This window comes from Paraglaciecola psychrophila 170, assembly GCF_000347635.1.
GTDB classification, from domain to species: Bacteria; Pseudomonadota; Gammaproteobacteria; order Enterobacterales; family Alteromonadaceae; genus Paraglaciecola; species Paraglaciecola psychrophila.
In genome coordinates this window covers 4,974,189-4,997,454 of the sequence record NC_020514.1, presented here as the reverse complement: position 1 = coordinate 4,997,454, position 23,266 = coordinate 4,974,189, and the positions used below count along the sequence as shown (strand labels likewise).

At 41.2% G+C, this 23,266-nt stretch carries 14 protein-coding genes, 4 tRNA genes and 2 rRNA genes; 13 read left to right on the top strand and 7 right to left on the bottom strand.

All coding sequences use genetic code 11. The annotated features are described in order from the left end of the window. Window positions 1-272: 272 nt before the first annotated feature. Together C427_RS21975 and rrf are read left to right on the top strand one after the other, a co-directional pair. Window positions 273-3,150: ribosomal RNA gene (locus C427_RS21975) — 23S ribosomal RNA — on the top strand. A gap of 183 nt (window positions 3,151-3,333) precedes the next feature. Further along, window positions 3,334-3,449 (top strand): 5S ribosomal RNA (rrf, locus tag C427_RS21970). A gap of 1,985 nt (window positions 3,450-5,434) precedes the next feature. Here rrf and C427_RS21965 read toward each other — a convergent pair. Further along, a complete protein-coding gene (locus C427_RS21965) occupies window positions 5,435-6,319 on the bottom strand; it encodes an IS1595-like element ISGps1 family transposase (RefSeq protein WP_015431348.1) in 885 nt (294 codons plus the stop codon). A 215-nt stretch (window positions 6,320-6,534) separates the two neighbouring features. Between C427_RS21965 and murB the strand changes: the two genes are divergently transcribed. The 10 genes from murB to C427_RS21915 all read left to right on the top strand — a co-directional run bounded on the left by murB (window position 6,535) and on the right by C427_RS21915 (window position 13,300). After that, window positions 6,535-7,533: a UDP-N-acetylmuramate dehydrogenase gene (gene murB, locus C427_RS21960; RefSeq protein WP_081589080.1), complete on the top strand. Its 999-nt coding sequence runs from the start codon at window positions 6,535-6,537 to the stop codon at window positions 7,531-7,533. Then, the gene (birA, locus tag C427_RS21955; RefSeq protein ID WP_007642469.1) at window positions 7,530-8,504 is read left to right on the top strand and encodes a bifunctional biotin--[acetyl-CoA-carboxylase] ligase/biotin operon repressor BirA; all 975 of its coding nucleotides are present in this window, start codon (window positions 7,530-7,532) and stop codon (window positions 8,502-8,504) included. The genes murB and birA overlap by 4 nt, the downstream gene beginning before the upstream one ends. Beyond that, window positions 8,488-9,207: a type III pantothenate kinase gene (locus C427_RS21950; RefSeq protein ID WP_007642471.1), complete on the top strand. Its 720-nt coding sequence runs from the start codon at window positions 8,488-8,490 to the stop codon at window positions 9,205-9,207. Before birA ends, C427_RS21950 begins: the two co-directional genes overlap by 17 nt. 161 nt (window positions 9,208-9,368) lie before the next feature. Beyond that, window positions 9,369-9,444, top strand: a tRNA-Thr gene (locus C427_RS21945). Between the two features lie 7 nt (window positions 9,445-9,451). Then, window positions 9,452-9,536 (top strand) — tRNA-Tyr (locus C427_RS21940). A 32-nt stretch (window positions 9,537-9,568) separates the two neighbouring features. Further along, a tRNA-Gly gene (locus C427_RS21935) sits at window positions 9,569-9,642 on the top strand. A gap of 12 nt (window positions 9,643-9,654) precedes the next feature. Further along, window positions 9,655-9,730 (top strand) — tRNA-Thr (locus tag C427_RS21930). A gap of 60 nt (window positions 9,731-9,790) precedes the next feature. Then, the gene (gene tuf, locus C427_RS21925) at window positions 9,791-10,972 is read left to right on the top strand and encodes an elongation factor Tu (protein WP_015431273.1); all 1,182 of its coding nucleotides are present in this window, start codon (window positions 9,791-9,793) and stop codon (window positions 10,970-10,972) included. Window positions 10,973-11,364: 392 nt separating this feature from the next. Further along, the gene (locus C427_RS21920; RefSeq protein WP_007638030.1) at window positions 11,365-12,417 is read left to right on the top strand and encodes an aldo/keto reductase; all 1,053 of its coding nucleotides are present in this window, start codon (window positions 11,365-11,367) and stop codon (window positions 12,415-12,417) included. Between the two features lie 121 nt (window positions 12,418-12,538). Then, entirely contained in the window at window positions 12,539-13,300 is a 762-nt protein-coding gene (locus C427_RS21915; protein ID WP_007638032.1) for a peptidylprolyl isomerase, read from the top strand. Window positions 13,301-13,907: 607 nt separating this feature from the next. On the opposite strand, the gene C427_RS21910 is transcribed toward C427_RS21915, so the two are convergent. The 4 genes from C427_RS21910 to C427_RS28930 form a co-directional block, all read right to left on the bottom strand. Beyond that, window positions 13,908-14,660 carry an FKBP-type peptidyl-prolyl cis-trans isomerase gene (locus C427_RS21910; protein WP_007638034.1) on the bottom strand — a complete coding sequence of 251 codons (753 nt, stop codon included), beginning with the start codon at window positions 14,658-14,660 and terminating at the stop codon, window positions 13,908-13,910. A 198-nt stretch (window positions 14,661-14,858) separates the two neighbouring features. Continuing rightward, window positions 14,859-16,949 (bottom strand): elongation factor G, encoded by a 2,091-nt coding sequence (gene fusA, locus C427_RS21905; RefSeq protein ID WP_015431346.1) that lies wholly within the window; start codon window positions 16,947-16,949, stop codon window positions 14,859-14,861. A 349-nt stretch (window positions 16,950-17,298) separates the two neighbouring features. Further along, the gene (locus tag C427_RS28935; RefSeq protein ID WP_409371893.1) at window positions 17,299-17,823 is read right to left on the bottom strand and encodes a GGDEF domain-containing protein; all 525 of its coding nucleotides are present in this window, start codon (window positions 17,821-17,823) and stop codon (window positions 17,299-17,301) included. Window positions 17,824-17,889: 66 nt separating this feature from the next. After that, on the bottom strand, window positions 17,890-18,258 hold the full coding sequence (locus C427_RS28930; RefSeq protein WP_015431343.1) for a hypothetical protein: 369 nt from the start codon (window positions 18,256-18,258) through the stop codon (window positions 17,890-17,892). Between the two features lie 173 nt (window positions 18,259-18,431). Between C427_RS28930 and C427_RS21895 the strand changes: the two genes are divergently transcribed. Then, the gene (locus tag C427_RS21895; protein WP_007638038.1) at window positions 18,432-18,902 is read left to right on the top strand and encodes a c-type cytochrome; all 471 of its coding nucleotides are present in this window, start codon (window positions 18,432-18,434) and stop codon (window positions 18,900-18,902) included. Between the two features lie 47 nt (window positions 18,903-18,949). Here C427_RS21895 and C427_RS21890 read toward each other — a convergent pair whose 3' ends face one another. Together C427_RS21890 and C427_RS21885 are read right to left on the bottom strand one after the other, a co-directional pair. Next, on the bottom strand, window positions 18,950-19,630 hold the full coding sequence (locus tag C427_RS21890) for a cytochrome b/b6 domain-containing protein (RefSeq protein WP_007638039.1): 681 nt from the start codon (window positions 19,628-19,630) through the stop codon (window positions 18,950-18,952). A gap of 83 nt (window positions 19,631-19,713) precedes the next feature. Further along, window positions 19,714-23,061 carry an amidohydrolase family protein gene (locus C427_RS21885; RefSeq protein WP_007638040.1) on the bottom strand — a complete coding sequence of 1,116 codons (3,348 nt, stop codon included), beginning with the start codon at window positions 23,059-23,061 and terminating at the stop codon, window positions 19,714-19,716. Window positions 23,062-23,266 lie beyond the last annotated feature (205 nt).

Sequence of the window (23,266 nt, the reverse complement as noted above, 5' to 3'; positions counted from 1 at the left end):
CGCAGGTCACAATGTTCTTTAACAATATGGAAAGCTGATAAAAAGTAATCGAAAACTAAAAGAGTGTTCTTAGGAACTTACTCTATCTGATTTTGTGATTAGAACTTGTCACGCATACGACAGCAATACCCGTTTAGACGGTTGTTGCACCTAACGCTCAAATAAAAGGTGAGCGGGTGGACGAGTTGTTTGAATTTATCTCTGACGTTACTGAGATGATGACAAATAACGCACTGTTACTCAGGTAACAGAGAGGTCATTTGGGGTTGTATGGTTAAGTGACTAAGCGTATACGGTGGATGCCTAGGCAGTTAGAGGCGATGAAGGACGTGTAAGTCTGCGATAAGCTGTGGAGAGCCGACAAAATGCTTTGACCCACAGATTTCCGAATGGGGGAACCCACCGCTTCGGCGGTATCTTATAGTGAATACATAGCTATAAGAAGCGAACGAGGGGAACTGAAACATCTAAGTACCCTTAGGAAAAGAAATCAACAGAGATTCCCCTAGTAGCGGCGAGCGAACGGGGAGCAGCCGAGTAGTAATGAAGTAGTGGAATGTGTTGGAAAGCACAGCGATACAGGGTGATAGCCCCGTACACGAAGCGTCATTATTGCCATATTAAGTAGGTCGGGACACGTGTTATCTTGACTGAAGATGGGGGGACCATCCTCCAAGGCTAAATACTCCTAACTGACCGATAGTGAACCAGTACCGTGAGGGAAAGGCGAAAAGAACCCCTGTGAGGGGAGTGAAATAGAACCTGAAACCGTATACGTACAAGCAGTAGGAGCAGACTTGTTCTGTGACTGCGTACCTTTTGTATAATGGGTCAGCGACTTATATTTAGTAGCAAGGTTAACCGAATAGGGGAGCCGTAGCGAAAGCGAGTGTTAACTGCGCGTTTAGTTGCTAGGTATAGACCCGAAACCGAGTGATCTAGCCATGGGCAGGTTGAAGGTTGAGTAACATCAACTGGAGGACCGAACCGACTAACGTTGAAAAGTTAGCGGATGACTTGTGGCTGGGGGTGAAAGGCCAATCAAACTCGGAGATAGCTGGTTCTCCCCGAAAGCTATTTAGGTAGCGCCTCGGACGAATACCACAGGGGGTAGAGCACTGTTAAGGCTAGGGGGTCATCCCGACTTACCAACCCTTTGCAAACTCCGAATACCTGTGAGTACTATCCGGGAGACACACGGCGGGTGCTAACGTCCGTCGTGAAGAGGGAAACAACCCAGACCGCCAGCTAAGGTCCCTAAATATTACTAAGTGGGAAACGAGGTGGGAAGGCTAAGACAGCTAGGAGGTTGGCTTAGAAGCAGCCATCCTTTAAAGAAAGCGTAATAGCTCACTAGTCGAGTCGGCCTGCGCGGAAGATGTAACGGGGCTAAGTAATATACCGAAGCTGCGGACGCAAAGTTTACTTTGCGTGGTAGGGGAGCGTTGTGTAAGTGGCTGAAGGTGAGCTGAGAGGCGAGCTGGACATATCACAAGTGCGAATGCTGACATGAGTAACGATAAGGGGAGTGAAAAACTCCCCCGCCGGAAGACCAAGGTTTCCTGTCCCATGCTAATCAGGGCAGGGTAAGTCGGCCCCTAAGGCGAGGCAGAAATGCGTAGTCGATGGGAAACGGATTAATATTTCCGTACTTGGTATATCAGTGAAGGGGGGACGGAGAAGGTTATGCAAGCCTGGCGTTGGTTGTCCAGGTGAAAGTGCGTAGAGTTGTTTCTTAGGCAAATCCGGGAAACTACATGCTCGAGACACGAGACGAGACTCTAAGGAGTTGAAGTTGCAAATACCATGCTTCCAGGAAAAGCCTCTAAACTTATGATATATCGAACCGTACCCCAAACCGACACAGGTGGTCAGGTAGAGAATACTAAGGCGCTTGAGAGAACTTGGGTGAAGGAACTCGGCAAAATCGTACCGTAACTTCGGGAGAAGGTACGCCTCTGTTTGTGATTGAACTTGCTTCATGAGCGAATGGGGGCCGCAGTGAAAAGGTGGCTGGAACTGTTTATTAAAAACACAGCACTGTGCTAAATCGAAAGATGACGTATACGGTGTGACGCCTGCCCGGTGCCGGAAGGTTAATTGATGGGGTTATCTTCGGAGAAGCTCTTGATCGAAGCCCCGGTAAACGGCGGCCGTAACTATAACGGTCCTAAGGTAGCGAAATTCCTTGTCGGGTAAGTTCCGACCTGCACGAATGGCGTAATCATGGCCACGCTGTCTCCACCCAAGACTCAGTGAAATTGAAATTGCAGTGAAGATGCTGTGTACCCGCACCTAGACGGAAAGACCCCGTGAACCTTTACTATAGCTTGGCACTGAACATTGACCCTACATGTGTAGGATAGGTGGGAGACTTTGAAGCACTGTCGCTAGATGGTGTGGAGTCTACCTTGAAATACCACCCTTGTAGGTTTGATGTTCTAACATAGGTCCCTTATCGGGATTGTGGACAGTGTCTGGTGGGTAGTTTGACTGGGGCGGTCTCCTCCCAAAGCGTAACGGAGGAGCACGAAGGTTGGCTAATCCTGGTCGGACATCAGGAGGTTAGTGCAATGGCATAAGCCAGCTTAACTGCGAGACAGACACGTCGAGCAGGTACGAAAGTAGGTCATAGTGATCCGGTGGTTCTGAATGGAAGGGCCATCGCTCAACGGATAAAAGGTACTCCGGGGATAACAGGCTGATACCGCCCAAGAGTTCATATCGACGGCGGTGTTTGGCACCTCGATGTCGGCTCATCACATCCTGGGGCTGAAGTCGGTCCCAAGGGTATGGCTGTTCGCCATTTAAAGTGGTACGCGAGCTGGGTTTAGAACGTCGTGAGACAGTTCGGTCCCTATCTGGTGTGGGCGTTGGATGATTGAAGGGAGCTGCTCCTAGTACGAGAGGACCGGAGTGGACGAACCGCTGGTGTTCGGGTTGTTTTGCCAAAGGCATTGCCCGGTAGCTACGTTCGGAATCGATAAGCGCTGAAAGCATCTAAGCGCGAAGCGAGCCCTAAGATGAGTCATCCCTGTACGTTTAACGTACCTAAAGGGTTGTTGAAGACTACGACGTTGATAGGCAGGGTGTGGAAGCGTAGCAATGCGTTGAGCTAACCTGTACTAATTGCCCGTGAGGCTTAACCATACAACGCCCAAGTGGCTTCGCAAGAAGTGCTGAGTGTTATATGAGTGACAAGTAGATAATACAAGATTAGGAGTAAGACTAGAGGCATTCTTTAGCATCGATTATGGCTTGACCCGCAGGGGGAGAGTATCAGCTTTTACATATTGATTTATTGAGCGCAAGCTTGATAGATAACAGTTTTTGTCTGGCGACAATAGCGATGTGGCCCCACCTGATCCCATTCCGAACTCAGAAGTGAAACACATTAGCGGCGATGGTAGTTTGGGGTTTCCCCATGCGAGAGTAGCACATTGCCAGGCTCCTATTCAAAAAAAGGGCTATCCATACGGATAGCCTTTTTTTGTTGTCTGCTGATAACGTAAAGCACCTTCTATATAACAGCAGCAAAGATAACTATGTCGATAACTCAAGCGCACGCCACATATAATATTTAATGGTTAATGACTAACGATTAAAGCACCTAATAGCTATGTAGTAATAGCGAAACCCGCTTTATGTCTGTTCATAAAACTATTTCAAGATTTAAACATGCATCAACTATGTCATCATAGCCATTATAATATCTGTTGGCTAAATGATGTTGAGCTCAGATATATGGGAATAATAGGAAAGTTAATGATATTTGGATTATCTATATCTTGAGCAATGTTGTCTGTATACGTGAATATGACATCCATTATGGTCACCGCATATCGTTCGAGTTAAACACGCTTTGATATGTGTTCAAGGTGTTGCTGTATAGTCTCTTTATTCATACAAGGGACAATCAGAGGTACTGCTCTATGATCTACTGTTACTAAGCATCCTTTGCCATGTGAGTAGGCTTGTTATGCTCCGCACGCCATAATGAACAGCATTTCACCGCTCTAAGACGACTTCTTTACTTTGATCAAAGAGGCGTACTAGTATTTTGTTAACTAAATCTGGCTTCAGCCTGAAACCACAAACCAAAAATCCACCTATCCAGTGTGCTATTGTCAAGTGTCGATTAGAACATTCCAATTTGCAGTTTTATTAAACCCGTCATGTCTTACTTGGATTATCTTGTATGCTTAACGGTCTCGTTGTCTAATTTCTGTTTAATGATATCGGTAAATTATAGATTGAACGTTGATAATGATTAATTGCAAAAATTTGTTTGAGATGACTATAAAGCATTTCGCTACTAGAGCGGTCCTCTTAGCTGAATTACCATTTCTATTTTATATAATTGAGTAACGTCTGCTATTGCTATTATCGTTTAATAAAAAGTCTGCGTTACCTGACGTTTTTTACGCTTAAATGTGTCGATACCGCCTCTCCAGTAGCAGTCGACTTCATAGGTTCTGATAACCAGTGCTTGATTTTCAGTGGCTTAAGTATGTGCGACTTCCAATAACACATACGCGGCAGAGGGATATAAACATCCTAAGGGCATAATTTTTTCAAATTATCATTTATGGATCGTAAATTACGGCAACTCAAAGTTTAAACAAAAGATTTTTGTTTACATTACTACACGTTTTAGAACGGTTGAATTTTTCTTTTATACTTTCAAAAATTATTTATCATTAGTTTATGGTTGATGATTCATTTTATTTCTATTGAGTAAATTTGATCTCTACCTTGAGATGATTAAACGCTGCTACTTCCTTGAAGAGTTACTAAAATAGAAGATGAATAAAGTGTAGACAAAAAACTTTTTTAGAGATGAAAACCAAAACTAAACACACCGTATCCTTAATCCTTTTGAGTATTAATCTAAGATCCCACGGTTCAATTTGACGAAGACGCTATACCAACTCTGTTACTAGCCAATGTTCAGAAAGAAAATACTTTAAAGTTAATAATCGGTTCAGCAGAATTGTATGTTGATTTAGGAAAATTTATTCCTGTAGATATCTATTTATGTAACTTACAAATAGGCATTGAATATGGGCTGAAACAGCTTGCTTCGAGCTTCACTAATTTTATTAAACATTGAAGCCAGTTTAGTGTTTCAGATTTCGTGGAAGGCTAAACAATTAGAGGTTATGGCATGTGAACCGATGTCTGATGAACTTTTGATATATTAGTCAATAATTTAGATTGCTTTTTGAACCAATTATTACAAAGACTCAACCAATTAACGCATTCGGCGACAAATTAATAGCTGCAGATGTTTTTTTATGCAACCGTAAGTTTATGCCATGCAATAACTGATTGAAAGTGTTCCAGCGTCTCCAATACGTTTATACAACTTTATTGAAGGTTATTTTCGAAGATACAACAATTATTAATAGTAAAACATGCTTATGCACCTGGCTCAGGTCGATTTTACAGGTAAGTGAATTATTGCTAAGTTTAACAATCGGTTAGGTATTTGTTTTTCGATAAATCGACGATTGAACCGATAACAGAACTCATCAAAGTATTCTTGTAGGTATTTTCCGGTTACACCATGAAACGTACCTAACAAAAACGTTCTTAAATTGCCGATGGCTATATGTACCCACGGTAACCATTCATCAACTAAATAACCCGGGGTTACTCTTGCCTCATAGTTTTCTGTTTGACCTATAATATTCAATGCCGGCAATGCATCAGAATGAACTTGTTGGCCTTGTTTCAAGTGTTTCTTGACGAATTCATTCACGCTAAAATGACAAATGCTATCGACCACTGCCATTGCGATAAATCCTGCTTTTTTATCCTTACTTTCACAGGCTATCAGCACATTCTTTTTTCCTGCTGCTCCGCGTCCTCGTTTGCCTTTTTGTCTACCGCCAACCAGAGCGTCGTCTAGCTCTATTGTGCCACTTAATTGATATAAACTATCTCTATGCCCCATAGCCGTTTTAAGTTTCTTTAAAATCAGCCTCGCGGTTCGCCAATTGACTTCTATTAATTTACTGAGTCTCAGTGCTGAGATACTTCCCTTATCAGAGCCAAGAGAATAGATAGCCCAAAACCACTGGTTCAAGGTGATTTTGCTGCCGTGAAAAAGTGTTCCTGACATGACTGAGGTCTGCTTTTTACATTGTGTACACTCGTATAAATGATGACTTGTAATTTCATAGCTATGGTTATTGCCACAACCAGGGCAAATAAAGCCATTTAGCCATTTCATTTGTTGCAAGTATTTTAAGCAATCATCTTCTGTACTAAACTGTTTTTGCCAAGCTAAAAAGCTTGCTTCTGGCATGTTCATGGTAATGGTTACCTATACAGGGTGTTTGTATATACAGTACAGTTCAGTCCTGAGTTATCTGCATAGGCATGTAGTAAAATTACTCAAGGTAGTAGATGCAACAAATTTAATCAAAAGTTTATCATTTGTTAAGTTATGAAACTTAAGGCGTGTTATTCGCTGGTAATAGCTTCTATCTTGATTAAAATAGATTCAAATTTATTTTGGTCTCTGCCGTGTATTCTCTAGCATCTCTACATTCTTTTGGTTTTCCATCATCAGCTCATGCAATGCTTTCTATTGATGTTGTAGCTGAGCTACAATTTCAATTAAGACATTTAGATAATTCTGTTATTTATATTTTGGGCGAAGGAAGCAACACAGTCTTTTTAGAAGACTACGAAGGCACTGTCATCAAACCCGCTTTTATGGGGATCAATTTTGAGCATACAGACACCCACTATTTACTCAAAGTAGGGGCTTCTGAAAATTGGCATCAACTAGTACTTTGGTGCATGCAACATCAAATTTATGGATTAGAAAATCTAGCATTGATACCTGGCACTGTTGGAGCTTCACCAATTCAGAACATTGGCGCTTATGGTGTCGAAGTGAAAAAATATATCCAACATGTTGAATATTATGACTTAAACGATCACAATCACAAAGTATTAGACACACAGGGCTGTGAGTTTGCATACCGCGACAGTGTCTTTAAAAAGCGCCTAGCAGATCAAGTATTGATAACAACGGTAATCTTTGCAATACCCAAAGTTTGGCGGCCTGTTGTTTATTATGGAGAATTACAAGCACTATCTGAACCTAGTGCCATGGACATATTCAATAAAGTAGTTGAGGTGCGCCAACGTAAACTACCAGACCCAGCAGAGATTGGTAATGCAGGCAGTTTTTTTAAAAACCCGGTTATAACCATAAAGCATTTTATTCATTTGCAAAAAACTTGGCCGTCAATTCCGAGTTACCCTGTGGACACGATTAAGGTAAAAGTGCCAGCAGGTTGGTTGATTGAGCAGTTGGGTTTTAAAGGCACAAAGATAGGCGGTATAGGTTGCCATCCTAATCAAGCGTTAGTCTTAACCAACGACGGTTCCGGTACAGGTGAACAACTGTTAAAACTAGCCCGTGCTATTAAAGGTGCAGTATTATGCGAGTTTTCCATCGTGTTGGAAAACGAAGTGAGACTAATAGGTAAAAATGGACCCGTTATATTATGAGTAAATCTTCAGAGTTAGTGCGTGGTCATGTGTTATCGATATTAGCTGACAATGAATTTCATTCGGGTGAAGCATTAGGTAAGAAATCAGGTATCAGTAGAGCAGCCATTTCCAAGCATATCAAGGTCCTCAGTTCTTTAGGCTTAGATATCTATAGTGTGACGGGTAAAGGTTATCGCTTAGCTCAACCGTTGACATTGTTGAACCCCGATAAGATCAGAGAGCACCTTGACTCTTCCCACACAGCTGACATTGAAGTGTTGAATGTTATAGGTTCAACTAATCAATACTTAAAAGACATATCGATTGATATTAGCAATGGACACACTTGCTTAGCAGAGGCACAAACTGCAGGTAGGGGGCGGCATGGTCGTAAATGGGTTTCGCCATATGCAAGTAGCCTTTATTTGTCTATGCATTGGTCTTTTGTCGGTGGATATTCTGCATTGGGCGGATTGAGTTTGGCTGTAGGCGTGGCGATTGTTGATGCGCTTCATAGTTGCGGCGTGCAAGGTATACAACTAAAATGGCCGAACGATATTTATGCCCAAGGTAAAAAATTAGCGGGTGTTTTAATCGAAGCTGAAGGTCAAATTGGTAGTAGCTGTCAAACCATTATCGGTGTTGGGCTGAATGTAGCACTCCCCACGAATGTTGAAGAAATTGGTCAGCCATGGATAGATCTTGCACAATTGACCGAACCGTTAATTAACCGAAATTTGTTAGCGGGCACCTTGATAAGTGAACTGAACAAAACCTTAATATTGTTTGAAAACAGTGGTCTTGAGCCGTTTATTTCTAAGTGGCGAGCTTTAGATGTGTATGCAAACCAAGCGGTTAAGCTTGTGATAGGCAAACAGTTGATAACTGGTGTTAGTAGAGGGATAGATATAACAGGAGCTATCCTGTTAGAAACAGGGTCGGGTGTTAAGGCTTTTCATGGAGGTGAAATCAGTGTCAGACCGATCTAAGGCCCTTTTAGTTGATATTGGTAATACCCAGATTAAATATGCACTTGTTAGTGTTATTTCAGACGTAACGGCTGTGAATTATTGTCATCAGCCAGAAGAGTTAGCCGAGTTTGTTCGTTTAGCAGATAAGGTTGTGGTGTCATCTGTCGGACATTTAGCTCTAGTAGAAGACTTAAAGCGTTTATGTGAACACCTGAATACACCCTGTATGGTTATAAAAACAGCTGCAAATTCCTTAGGTATTCAATGTGCCTATGAAAAATACCACACTCTAGGAGTAGACCGATGGCTAGCTATTTTAGCTGCTCGTGAAATTACTCAACTACCCGTGGCGGTGATCGATTTAGGCACAGCCAACACTTGTGACATTGTAGTTAATAATAAGCATATCGGTGGATGGATAGCCCCGGGCTTTTCAGTTATGCGTGAAAGCTTACTTAATAATACCCAACAAGTGTTTGCTGATACATATATACCTGACGCTTTAGATATCGGTAATACTACTGAAAAGTGTGTCAGTTACGGATGTCTCGCATCTCAAACAGGATTTGTTATGCTGGCAGAACAATTTTTAGCCAATAAATATGAAGACTATTTCGTTTTAGTGACAGGCGGTGGTCAAAATTCACTCGTGTTAGGAAGTAGTAAAAAAATATTATTCTTTCCTAATCTAGTTTTACGGGGTCTTTTTCGATTAATTTAATATTTTATATCTAAGATGAGCAGGGAATTTACGCGCGTAAAGTATGAAAACCACTCGTTTAGTTGCTAATTCAAGCAAACAACATAAAAAAAGCAATTTTTTGTAAATTGCCCCTTGCACGACCCAAGTCATTACTCTAATATCCGCATCCACTTGATGTAGCCGACTTAGCTCAGTTGGTAGAGCAACTGACTTGTAATCAGTAGGTCACCAGTTCGACTCCGGTAGTCGGCACCATCAATCTGGAGGGGTACCCAAGCGGTCAACGGGATCAGACTGTAAATCTGACGGCTCAGCCTTCGCAGGTTCGAATCCTGCCCCCTCCACCACTTTTTACTTGATATGTACGAGAGTAGATTGTGCGGACGTCGTATAGTGGTAATACCTTAGCCTTCCAAGCTAAAGCTGCGAGTTCGATTCTCGCCGTCCGCTCCAATTTTGTGAAATGCTGATATGGCTCAGTTGGTAGAGCGCACCCTTGGTAAGGGTGAGGTCGGCAGTTCGAATCTGCCTATCAGCACCACTCATTTCTCTCCCCATCTCAATTGAAATTTATTTTAATGTATCTTGGGGGGAATAGACAATGGCAAAAGCAAAATTTGAACGAACTAAACCGCATGTAAACGTCGGTACTATCGGCCACGTTGACCACGGTAAAACAACATTAACAGCCGCAATCACGACTGTATTAGCTAAAACATACGGTGGCAACGCATCTGCATTCGACATGATAGATAATGCTCCTGAAGAGCGCGAGCGTGGTATTACTATATCAACGTCTCATGTTGAATATGACACACCTGCACGCCACTATGCTCACGTAGATTGTCCTGGTCACGCCGATTATGTTAAAAACATGATAACGGGTGCTGCTCAAATGGATGGTGCTATTTTGGTGGTAGCTGCAACAGATGGTCCTATGCCACAAACACGTGAGCACATCTTGTTAGGCCGTCAGGTTGGCGTACCTTTCATGGTTGTATTCATGAACAAGTGTGACATGGTTGACGATGAAGAATTACTAGAATTGGTAGAAATGGAAGTACGTGAACTTCTAAGTGAATACGAATTCCCAGGTGACGATTTACCAGTTATCCAAGGTTCAGCCCTTAAAGCCCTCGAAGGCGACCCAGTTTGGGAAGCAAAAATCCTTGAGCTAGCTGAAGCCCTAGACACCTATATCCCACTTCCAGAGCGTGATATCGATAAGCCTTTCCTACTTCCTATTGAAGATGTTTTCTCAATTTCAGGGCGTGGAACGGTAGTGACAGGTCGTGTTGAGCGCGGTATTGTTAAGACAGGTGATGAAGTAGAAATCGTTGGTATCAGAGATACGACTAAGAGTGTTTGTACGGGCGTAGAAATGTTCCGTAAATTACTTGACGAAGGTCGTGCTGGTGAGAACGTTGGTGCCCTATTACGTGGTACTAAGCGAGAAGACGTAGAGCGTGGTCAAGTATTGGCTAAGCCTGGTTCAATCAACCCACACACTAAATTCGAAGCTGAAGTATACGTACTAAGCAAAGATGAAGGTGGTCGTCATACTCCATTCTTCAAAGGATATCGTCCACAGTTTTACTTCCGTACAACTGACGTAACAGGCGCTGTAGAGCTTCCTGAAGGCGTAGAAATGGTAATGCCTGGTGACAACTTGAAATTCGTAGTTGATTTGATTCATCCAATCGCGATGGACGAAGGTTTACGCTTCGCAATCCGTGAAGGTGGCCGTACTGTAGGTGCTGGCGTAGTGTCTAAAATTATATAAGTAACCCGTTTACTTATACATGAAAGGTCACCTCGGTGGCCTTTTTTATTGCCTGCAGTAAACATAACTTCGCCATTAAAAGTAGCAGCCAGAAACTAATAAATAGATAAGAGCAAAAAATGCATCTCTGTTTCTCTAAAGCGCAGCGCTCTGTGTGCGGCACGCGTTGTCCTCTGCGGTAGAAACGGTTGTCTGCTTTTTTAGCAATGTTATCAATACTAACGATGGTTATAGTTTAATTACTTAGAATAGGTCACTTAAGTGGTCTTTTTTATGTCTAGATGGAAAATGGGTACTCTTCAAGGTTAAACATTAATAACAGTTTAATCTTAAAGCATAACTCCTTACAATCTGCCTATAAAATTTATATTACAGTAATTTGAGAGAGCACAATGCATTATTCAAAACTAGGTAGTAGTGGTGTAGGAGTGTCTAGAGTGTGTTTAGGCAGTATGACCTGGGGAATACAAAACACTCAACAAGAGGCTAATGATCAGATTGAGTATGCCCTTAGCCAGGGTGTTAATTTTATTGACACTGCTGAGTTGTATCCAGTTCCTCCATCAGGTGAAAAGTACGGTGGTACCGAAATTATTATTGGTAATTGGTTAGCACAACATTCCGCCCGCAGAAAAGATATTATATTAGCCAGTAAAATTGCGGGGCCCGGTTTAGCATATATCCGTGATGGTGCAAAAATTAGTGGCGAGAGTGTGATTGGAGCTGTCGATGCTTCATTAAAGCGTCTACAGACCGATTATGTCGACCTTTTTCAATTACATTGGCCAAATCGCACCTCCCCCCATTTTTCTAAACATTGGCCAGGCAAAGTAAAGTTTTCAAGCTTTGATTCTCAACATGAAACCAATGAGATGTTAGAAATTCTGCAAGCACTAGATAGCTGTGTTAAAGCCGGGAAGATACGGTTTTGCGGGTTGTCAGATGATACGCCTTGGGGGATCAACACTTACCTTAAATTGAGCGAGCAACATGCTTTGCCTAGGATGGTATCGATTCAAAATGAATTTAGTTTGTTACATGCTAAAGATTGGCCTTATTTAATTGAAAATTGTGTACGTGAAAATGTTGCTTATCTGCCTTGGTCACCTCTGGCAGGCGGGGTGTTAAGTGGTAAATATTTAAATGGGAAATTACCGAAAGGTAGTCGTTGGACGCTGGAGCAAAGAAATGGTATTTTTCGGGATACACCCGCCACCCATGCTGCCACAGCTGGATATGTAGAGCTAGCCAAAACCTATAAAATCACACCATCGCAACTTGCGCTAGCTTGGTGTGACCAAGTTGATGGGGTCACTTCAACTATTATTGGTGCAACCAACATGGCGCATTTAAAAGAAAACATAGCCGCGTTTAAAACACCATTATCGGACGACGCTATGAACAGCATCAATCAAGTCTTCAAAGATTATCCCGTCCCTTTTTAAGTTTTATACCACGGGCAAAGTTAGCAGTTATTTCAATTACAAATTGATGCAAGTGTTAACTCTATATCATCTTGGATGTATTTTATCCTACTAAAATCCCACAAAAGAAGAATACCTAATTATGCTTTTTAGAAATACCCCCATTGCCTTTGCGTCAACCATTTTTGCTCTGTTGTCGTTCAATGTACAAAGTACTGTAGTAGAAATTCGTACCGCGCTTGGTACCATAGAAGTTAATTTATTTGATAATGAAACGCCTAAAACTGTAAATAATTTTTTAAACTACGTAGACGGTGGTAAATACGCCAATAACGTAGTACATCGCTCTGTAGACGGTTTTGTTGTACAGGCAGGCGGTTATACTTTTAATGGCGGTTTTCCTATCGTGAGAGTGGTAAATGACCCGGCAATTGAGAATGAGCCCGAACTATCAAATGTACGAGGTACAATTGCAATGGCTAAGGGAAGCAATCCGAATAGTGCGACTTCCCAGTGGTTCATCAACACAGGAAGTAACGCTAACAGCCTGGATGTTGCTGCTAATGCAGGTGGTTTCACAGTCTTTGGTCAGGTATTAGGTGACGGTATGGATGTGGTCGACCAAATAAATTCTTTGAAAATCATATCGTACGAGGGGTTAAATGACTTTCCCATCAGAAATGAGGTTGCAGGACAACCAATTATAGGTGAAAACCTAGTTCTTATATCTGATGTTGTGGTCACAGACAGAGCTGTTTTTACCAATACCAATTTGAACCCTGCAAGGAATACCTTGATAAACACGCCCGTAACACAAGGTTCAGATGGCGGTGGGACCTTTACATGGTTGGGTCTTTTTATGTTATTAGCTTTGTGCTTTAAAAGGTCATTTAAGTTGTCTTAAATCGACAAAAAGTAAGTCATACATATGATACTAATATAAAGAATCATTATTAATGTGCACGCATATTGAGTTTATTTTTATAAGATTTAGTTATGCGTTTATTTGATTCAAATCCTTAGGTTTTAATTTATTGCTAGGAATGCTCCTCACGTTATATGTTTTTGGATCTGGTATCATTCATTTTCAACATCGTTTTTTTACCATTAAAGGCTCCGGCTCAAATTTACTAGCATTAACAGGTGTCTTAGTTGATTTCGTCGTTAGTGATATTTTGGTTACCACGATTGAAGTTGTACATGATGGTAAATAGCAAATGGCTGTATGACTTGTTTGTTAAAGATGTGTGCTAATGATGGGAGGCGTATCGGTTTTACCGCTTATATGCACGGTTAAGAAATAGATTTAAGGGTAGATTTTACCTATCGATTTTGATCCGCTGCTTTTTAGAATAGACAAACGTATTGATGGTCGACGTTATTCGAATGAACAATTTACTGGCGTTAAGAGTCAAGATGTTTTTATGAGTTTAATAGAATGATGTGTTGAATTTCGAGCGTCTTAAGCTTGAAAGCCTTGTAAGGAACCTTACAAGGCTTTGATTTAAGAATTACTTTATTTCAATCAATTCAACATCAAACAATAATGTGGAATCTGGACCAATAGTTTGGCCGCTGCCTCTTGGTCCGTAGGCCAAATCTGAAGGAATAGTTAATTCGAATTTGTCACCAACGTTCATTAGTTGTAACGCTTCTACCCAACCTGGAATCACACCTGTTACCGGGAACTCAGCTGGCTCGCCTCTATCGTAAGAACTATCGAATACAGTACCGTCAGTTAATGTGCCTTTGTAATGTACAACGACTGTTTTATCAGAAGTCGGTATTTCGCCTTCACCTGATACAATTTCTTTATATTGCAAACCGCTTTCTGTTACGATTACGCCTTCTTTCTTCGCGTTGGCTTCAAGATAAGTGAGGCCGTCTGCTTTATTTTTAGCGCTGTCTGCCTGCTGCGCAAGTTGCTGTTTCTCTTGAGCTTGTTTCTGAACTGTTGCGACTGCTTCTTGAATTTGTTCTTGAGATAAACGTGACTCTGTTCCAGCCATAACGTCATTTACGGCCATAGTGAATGCGCTAACATCAAAAGCAAGCTCATCACGTTTAAATTGGCCAGCTAGATTTGTGCCGACTATGTAACTTAATTTCTGCTCAATACTCGCTAAAGCTGGATCAGTTGCACCATTAGTTGTCACCTCTGAAGTTTCCTCCACTGTCGCTTCAGTTTCAGTTTTTTGGTCATTGCCACATGCAGCTAAAAATAAAGAGGATGCTGTCAATAAGGCAAGAGTGTTTAATTTCATGTATTTTTCCTAGAATTGGATCGGATTAATAAGAGTAGCTAAATGGATCTATCAAATAAGCATTATCAAGATAATTTAACCTAGAGTTACCTATACCATATGGTTGCTAGTAACAGTATTCAAGTCTGAAGGACTAGATAAGATCAAAAAAGCCCCATTAATGGAAATTAATGAGGCTTTTTAAGTTGTTAGACGTTTTTACTTTTTAGCAGCGTTACGCTCTTTGGTCTCAGCAATAACTCTCTCTGCCACATTCTGTGGGCAAGGACTGTAATGTGAGAATTCCATAGAGAATTGACCACGGCCAGAAGTCATAGTACGTAAGGTTCCGATATAACCGAACATTTCTGAAAGAGGGATGTCAGCTTTAACACGAACACCCGACACGCCAGCTTCTTGATCCTTTATCATGCCACGACGACGGTTTAAGTCACCAATAACATCACCAACGTGATCGTCAGGCGTAAACACGTCAACTTTCATGATAGGTTCGATTAACTGAGGGCCTGCCTTAGGAATTGATTGACGGAACGCGCCTTTCGCCGCGATTTCAAATGCAACGGCAGATGAATCGACTGCGTGGAATCCACCGTCGTACAATTCAACTTCAACGTCTAGTACTGGGAAGCCAGCCAGAACACCTGAACCCATCATGCTCCTGAAGCCTTTTTCAATCGCAGGGAAGAATTCTTTAGGAACGTTACCACCAACAACTTTAGAGGTAAATGTGAAGCCTGTGTTGGCTTCGCCAGGCTTGATGCGATAATCGATTTTACCAAATTGGCCAGAACCACCAGATTGTTTCTTATGGGTATAAGAATCGTCAATTTCTTGAGTGATTGTTTCACGGTATGCAACCTGAGGTTCACCCACTTTCAATTCAACACCGTAAGTACGCTTAAGAATATCAACTTTGATATCTAAGTGCAGTTCACCCATACCAGAAAGGATTGTTTCACCTGAATCTTGGTCAGTTTCAACACGGAAAGTAGGGTCTTCAGCCACCATCTTACCAATAGCAATACCCATTTTCTCAGTTGAACCTTTATCTTTTGGTGTAACAGAGATAGAGATGACTGGCTCTGGGAATACCATCGCTTCTAAGATGATTGGGTCTTTGGGATCACATAAAGTGTGACCAGTTTGTACGTTACCCTTCATACCTACAATAGCGATGATATCACCAGCTTGTGCGGAACTTAGCTCGTTTCGATCATCTGCTTGCATCTCACACATACGGCCAACACGCTCAGTTTTACCTGTAGCTGCGTTAAGGATGGTGTCACCTTTCTTAAGCGTACCTGAGTAGATACGTACGAAAGTAAGTGAGCCAAAACGGTCATCTGTAATTTTGAATGCTAAAGCTTTGAAGCTTTCGGCTGCAGAAACGATTGCAAACTTACCATTAGCTTCACCTTCTTCGTCTGTAAGAGGTTGAGGATCAACATCTGTTGGACAAGGTAGGTAATCAACAACAGCGTCAAGAATGTTTTGAATACCTTTGTTTTTAAATGCTGAACCACAGTAGGTTGGGAACAACTCCATGGTGCGAGTTCCTTTACGGATACAACGTTTGATGTCTTCCATAGATGGTTCTTCGCCTTCCAGATACTTTTCCATCAGGTCATCATCTTGCTCAAGCGCAGTCTCAAGCAGCATTTCACGGTATTCTTCCACTTTATCAACCATGTCTGCAGGGATATCAGTGATTTCATAGTTTTCTGGAAGACCCGTGTCATCCCAGATAAATGCTTTACGAGTTAGAAGGTCAACCACACCAACAAAATCATCTTCGATACCGATAGGCAAAACCATGATCAGCGGGTTAGCACCAAGAACCTTTTTAGTCTGGTTAACAACGCGGTAGAAATCAGCACCCATACGGTCTAATTTATTAACGAAGATTATACGCGCAACTTTTGAGTCATTCGCATAACGCCAGTTAGTTTCTGACTGAGGTTCAACCCCACCAGAACCACAAAATACACCGATACCGCCATCTAATACCTTAAGTGAACGATAAACTTCAACTGTGAAGTCTACGTGTCCAGGAGTATCGATTACATTGAAACGGTGCTCTTTCCAAAAACAACTTACCGCTGCAGACTGGATAGTTATACCGCGCTCGGCTTCTTGCTCCATGAAATCGGTAGTAGATTCACCGTCATGTACCTCACCAGTCTTATGTATTTGACCAGTAAGTTTAAGGATTCGTTCTGTAGTAGTCGTTTTACCCGCGTCAACGTGGGCAAAAATACCAATATTTCTGTACTTTGCTAAATCTGTCATTATTCCAACTTCAGTCTGAGTAAAAATTGCGCGGGATTATACAAGATATTTCGACATCATGCCGATTTTCTTTTGCATAAAAATCAAAAAATTAAAATCCTTTTGATTTTAGCATGTTGTTTCTATTTAATCTTAAATAGAAACAACAGAAAACAGCAGTGACTGTGCTATTTTTATAACTTAATAATTTTGATTGTCACTGGTACGGCAATTTTAGGTGTATTTGCTCACACTCACTTCTTCTCATTATCAATGTTGTCGCTTCAGCAAACGTGTTCAGCAACTGACTTTCGTCTGCAACCAAGCCTGATAAATTGAAGCCTCATGCCAATTTGTCTAAAGGTGTGATTTAGATCATTGGCATAACACGATTACGCCCTAATCGTTTTGCTTCGTAGAGTTGTTTGTCGGCTTTCTCAATGAGTGCAAGTGGATTCATACCTTTTGTGAATTCCGCCACACCAATAGAAGTTGTAATATGGCCCATTATTTCACCTGTCCGCTTGTCTCTTACTCCTATTTTCTCAATCGCTTTACGCATTGATTCGGCCATGCTTCGTGCTTTACTAAAGCTTGAGTTAGGCACAATGATAGCGAACTCTTCACCACCAAAACGAAATGCTTGAGCACCGTCTCGGCAAGTTGCTTGGAGTTTTTTTGCGGTGGCTTTTAATACTAGGTCACCCATGACATGCCCGTAGTTGTCATTGATTTTTTTGAAGTGCTCAAGATCAACTAACATCAAACATAAGTTAGGTTTTAAAGACTGAGTAGCTAGCTCTTCATCGAAGTATCGACGATTACATAGCCCAGTTAGTGCATCATATAATGCGTCATGTTGGCTTTGTTCAAGCTGACATCTAAGTGCCTCTATTTCGTTTTGTGCATCGGCTAAGGCTGCATTAAAGCTGATGGTACTGCGTCTAATGTTTTGTGTGTCTTAAGCTAAACTACGCATCAAGGCCATTACTTCCTCTACTGATAATCCTTCTTTTTCTACTTTAGCTAGGTCATCAACACAAGTATCCATGGTTTCTTTAAAGTTGGTGGTTTCTGATCGTGTGTCTTTAAGTGACTGAGATAATTCAACAAGCATTGCTTCTAAGGACTGGCGCAATTCCCACTCAGTGACTTCCTCTGTTTTTGCTACATGATTGCGATAAAGTTCTTTTGTCTTTATCTCAGATAGTTGCACGTTATTATCTAAGACTTGATCAATCGCTGTTTTTAACTCAGGAGACTCATTAGAAACATAGGTGTACCAAAGGGCATAGTTGGTTGGAATAGCAGATATTTTATGCTTCAGCAATAACGGGATAGTCTGTTTTAGTATAGCGAAAGATTTTTATAAATTTTTATCTGCCATCTTTATATATCCTATTTAGCTTTGTTATTAGTTTACACAAAATAGTCGTGATGGCAGAATAAAACCCGTTATTATCGTTCTACATTTAATCAATATTAATCATTGGAGCAAGCAGTATGATGAAAAAGGCTATAGCAGTATTTATATGTACAGCAATGTTAAGTACATTTTCTGTGTTCGCAGAACCCGCAAAATCAGCCAAACAAGCTAAAGATGTGACAGAGTATAGGCAAGCTATTTTAAAGTTGGTAAAAAGCAACGTGGGCGAGTTAGGTGCAATGAATAAAGGTGCTATTCCGTTTAATGCAGAAACGATGCAAACCAATTCCTTACGTATTGAACAATTATCTTTGATGTTAGGGGACTATTTTGCTACTGACACAACTGGATTTGATGTTGATACCGCGGCTTTGGATAAAATTTGGGGAAATCAGGCTGACTTTAAAGATAAGATAAATGCCTTGACTGCTGCAGCTAGTAATTTGAACAAGGTCGCTAAAGAGGGTGATACAACTCAGTTTAAGCCAGCTATTGGCCAAGTTTTCAAAAGCTGTAAAGGTTGCCACGATAATTACAAAGAAGACTAAAATCGTGGGCATTTCATTACTCGTAAGTCAAATGCCCGCAAGTTAAATTAATAATAATATTCTTCTACAGGTGGGGGGTTAATTTCCACCAACCAGTAAATAAAAATCCCTACCGTTATGGCTAACATGAAAGCTTTGACTAATTTGGAGTGAGCGATTCCCTTAGATACTTCAACTACTTTTTGACCCGTTAACATGGGCGTTATTAAGTCATGTTTTAGTCCCAGTTTGTACCAAGTTATAGCTAATAAATGAATGACTACTAGACCCATTAATACATCAAAAATATTCTTGTGTAACCACTGCATCCACCCTTGTATGACACTGTTAGCACTATCGTAGTATGGACCAGCACTGACTATGTCGTCAGACGTAAATAAGCCACTAATGGCCTGTAATCCCACCAGTATTAACACTGCTGGTAATAACAATCCACCTAGAGGATTATGCCCTGTAGTATAACTTTTTTGCTTTGAGGCGAGTGATTGTAAATAGCTAATAATAGCTTTTGGGCCTGCTATAAAACTGCTGAATTTTGCATATCGTGTACCAAAAAATCCCCACAACAGCCTAAATATGATCAGCCCCAAGGTAAAATATCCAATATAGAAATGAATATGCATGGCATTTTCTAATACTTCAGTAGTAAACCATTGCCCAAATAAACAAAGCACTAATAACCAGTGAAATAATCTTACAGGGATATCCCAAACTAAATATTTTTTCATCTTAGGGTGTCTTTTTCATGTAACAGATTTTAAATAGAGTAAGCCTTAACAAACACTTGTTAAGGCCCTTTCAGGAAGAAAGCCTAATGTACCCAATGATGCTTTTGTGCTTTAGCATCAACTGCTTGTTGTGTTGCCTTGGGCATAAACAATTGGTTGTTTTGTTCGAAGAAAAAGGGTTTGCGATGTTTTTTGCTGCCGACTTCATTCATGGTAGCTGTCTCATATACGCGGCCATTTAATACGGTGTATTCAACAAACTCACTCCGACGAATGTCGCTTAATACGTCACCGTCAATAATCATCAAATCAGCTACTTTACCCACTTCAATACTGCCTATTTGTTTGTCCATGCCTAAGTGTGTCGCTCCATCAATAGTACCGCCTCGAAGCGCTTCCCAAGGCGTAAATCCACCTTGATTCATTATCCATAATTCCCAATGAGAGGCCAATCCCTCTCTCTGGCCATGGGCACCAATATGCACACTTACGCCATTGTCTCGCAATGTTTTAGCATACTTGGCAACAGCGACATGGTTGTATTGATTGTCTGGTGCAGTAGGGCGTCGAATAGATCGGCTGTCTACTAAAAAGCTTGGGGTATAGCGCATCAAACGTGGGTTTTTCCATACTTCAGTTCTATCGTAAAAGTACTCTTCGCCCATCATGCCACCATACGAAACCACAAACGTTGGGGTATAGCCAAATTTTGTGGCTGACCATAACGTGGTTAAGTCATCATAACCTTTGGCAATTGGCAGTGAATGTTCAAGGCCCGTATGACCGTCCACTAACATTGATATGTTTTGTTGAAACTTGCCTCCGCCTTCTGGTACTACCATCATGCCTAGTTCTTTTGCTGCAGCTAAAATCTGTTGCCGAGTGTCACGTCTGGGTTGGTTGTAACTTTTGACTGAAATTGCTCCCGTATCTTTTAGTCGTTGCATATGAAAAAGAGCATCGTCATAACTATTGATAATGGCTTTGTACCCCAATCCTTCTGCCCCGTATAATATTGTTCCTGTGGAGTAAATTCTTGGAGCTATTATTTTTCCTGCCCGCTGTAATTCGGCAGCCGAGAATATCTCGGTGGTATCGTTTGATGGGTCATGAATAGTTGTTACACCAAATGCTAAGTTAGAAAACATGCTCCAATTTTGCTGTGGTATGATTTCATTACTGCCTTGTGAACCGTGGGCATGAGTGTCGATAAGGCCCGGCAAAATGGTTTTGCCTTTGGTGTCGATAAGCAATGCTTCATCAGGGATAGTCACATCTTTAGATTTACCTACTTCTACAATTTTATTATCTTTGATTAATACCACACCGTTTTCGATCACTTCTCGTTGCCTATTAGCATCGCGCATGGTGACTACTGTGCCACCTACTAAGGCTTTGTAACCTGTGGGTTTGTCTGCTTTTTTCTGAAAAGATAAATCAATGCCTTCACTTACTGGCTCAGGTAACTCTTCTGGTGCATCTGCAAAAAAAGCAAAAGCATCTTTTAACCTTCGTTCATAAAAAGTCGCACCGTGATACCAACTAACTGATTGGTTATCGGCGCTCCAAGTGAGATATTCCCCTGCGCGACTTGAAATTTGTTTGACCGGCAATGAAGACATTTTTGGACCAATATTGACGCGTTTACCTGTATCCACAAAAGGGGCTACATAAGCATTGTATTGATGCACAAAGGCGACCCATTTTTTGTCATGAGATAACCGATATTCTGTTACTTTATCGGCGCCGTAAAGATGCTCTCGTCTATCTTCACCATCTAAATCTACGCTGATTAATTGTGTTTCAGCATAATCACTACCGGAAACCGATGTGGTCAAATAAATGCGAGTATTGTCACCAGCAAAATGCGGTGCTGAGCCTGATTTAGCAATACGTTTAATATCGCCATTTTTAACATTCGCAACATATATTCCTGGTTCAACCGAATACTCAGGGCTTAGCAGGTAGCCACCTGTGACTTTGTCATAAACAACTAACTTTCCGTCAGTTGAGAAACTGGGGTTAATATAATGCCCCGGCGCTGTTGTTAATTTTTGACCTTTACCACCACCCGATTTAACGATTCTGACAGTACCCAACTCTTGGTCATCCCAAGTGGTATAGACAATACTTTTACCGTCATTTGAATAACGTGGATACAGTTCATCGTGGTCATTTTGTTTGGTCAAGCGTGATGTTTTTCCAGATTTGATATCTTTCACATATAACTTGCCCAATGCTTGAAACAATATTGACTTAGCATCAGGAGACTTTTGTGCCCAGCGGGTCATTTTGATAGAAAAGGTATCAGGCGCTACATCTACGTCAAAACGTAACGCGTCAGCGTATTTAAGTTCGGCTTTGACATTCACGGGTATGGTGGCGATAGACTGGTCTTTGACCGTTAACTTATGAAATTTCCCACCCGTCCAGAAAACAATATATTTGGAATCTGGTGTCCAATCAAAATAAGCGAAATACCCTTCTGAGCCAAAACCTTCTTGCATGTCTCGTTCAAGATCCATATATAGTGGTTTTTCCATACCTGTCGCCAAGTCTTTGACGAAGAGAACCGTTTTTTCTTTAATGCGCCGGATAAATGCTAGGTGTTTACCATCTGGAGAAGGTGTTGGAACAACAGCGCCACCAGTGCCACTGACAAAGCGTTCTTCTTCGCCATTGGCTAATTCGTATCGTGTAATGGCAAAAATGCCTTTTAAAGGGTCGCGGTTGTAGCTAAATTTACTGCCACTTGATACATCTTGAGTAAAATACAGGTATTTGCCATCGGGCGAAAATGCGGGGTCAGCAATATTTTTTTGATCTTTTTTACCATTTACACGTTTTTTTATAGCCAGTCCGTCACCTCCAGAATGGTGATAAAGCCAAATTTCTCCAGCAGGAATACTACGGCTCGACATGATCCCTTTACTAACTGCTATGTACTGTCCATCAGGACTCCATTTTGGTGAATGGATTAGGTTGTTTTTTTCAGTGCTGAGCTGTTTGAAATGGGTCCCGTCTTTGTCCATCACCCAAAGGTTAGATAAGCCACCTCTATCCGAAATGAACGCTATTTTTGTTCCATTTGGGCTAATAGCAGGGTGAATGTTCCATGCGAAGTCTTGAGTGAGCGCCTTTGCTTCACCACCCTTTATATCGGTGGTGTATATATCTCCAAGCATATCAAACACCATGGTTTTACCATCGGGGCTGATATCTAGACTTGACCACGTTGTGTTGTCTGTATCTATTGCTACAGTGGTTAAATTAAAAGGAGGGTTAAGTACGTCCCAATTTATTTCGGGCGATGCTTCATCAGTAGATGTTGGCTCTAAATCTTGTGCTGTTTGACTGAGTACAGTACAAGAAAAACTAAGGAGTGCGGCTAAACTTGCTGCGTGCAGCAAAGCCTTTTTGTTGCGTATCATATTGGTTCCCTGAAATTTTATTGGTTTTTTATATTGAGTCTAAGTAGTTCAGATAAAATACATTATCACTGTGATTGATATCCACAAGATAGGCATTCTATTTATGCTGTAAACGAGTAAATACCTGGTGTATACCAAACGTGACAATGTGAGCTTAAATTTTTTGGCCTTGCACTGAATTCTTAGACATGGGTCGCTATTTGTA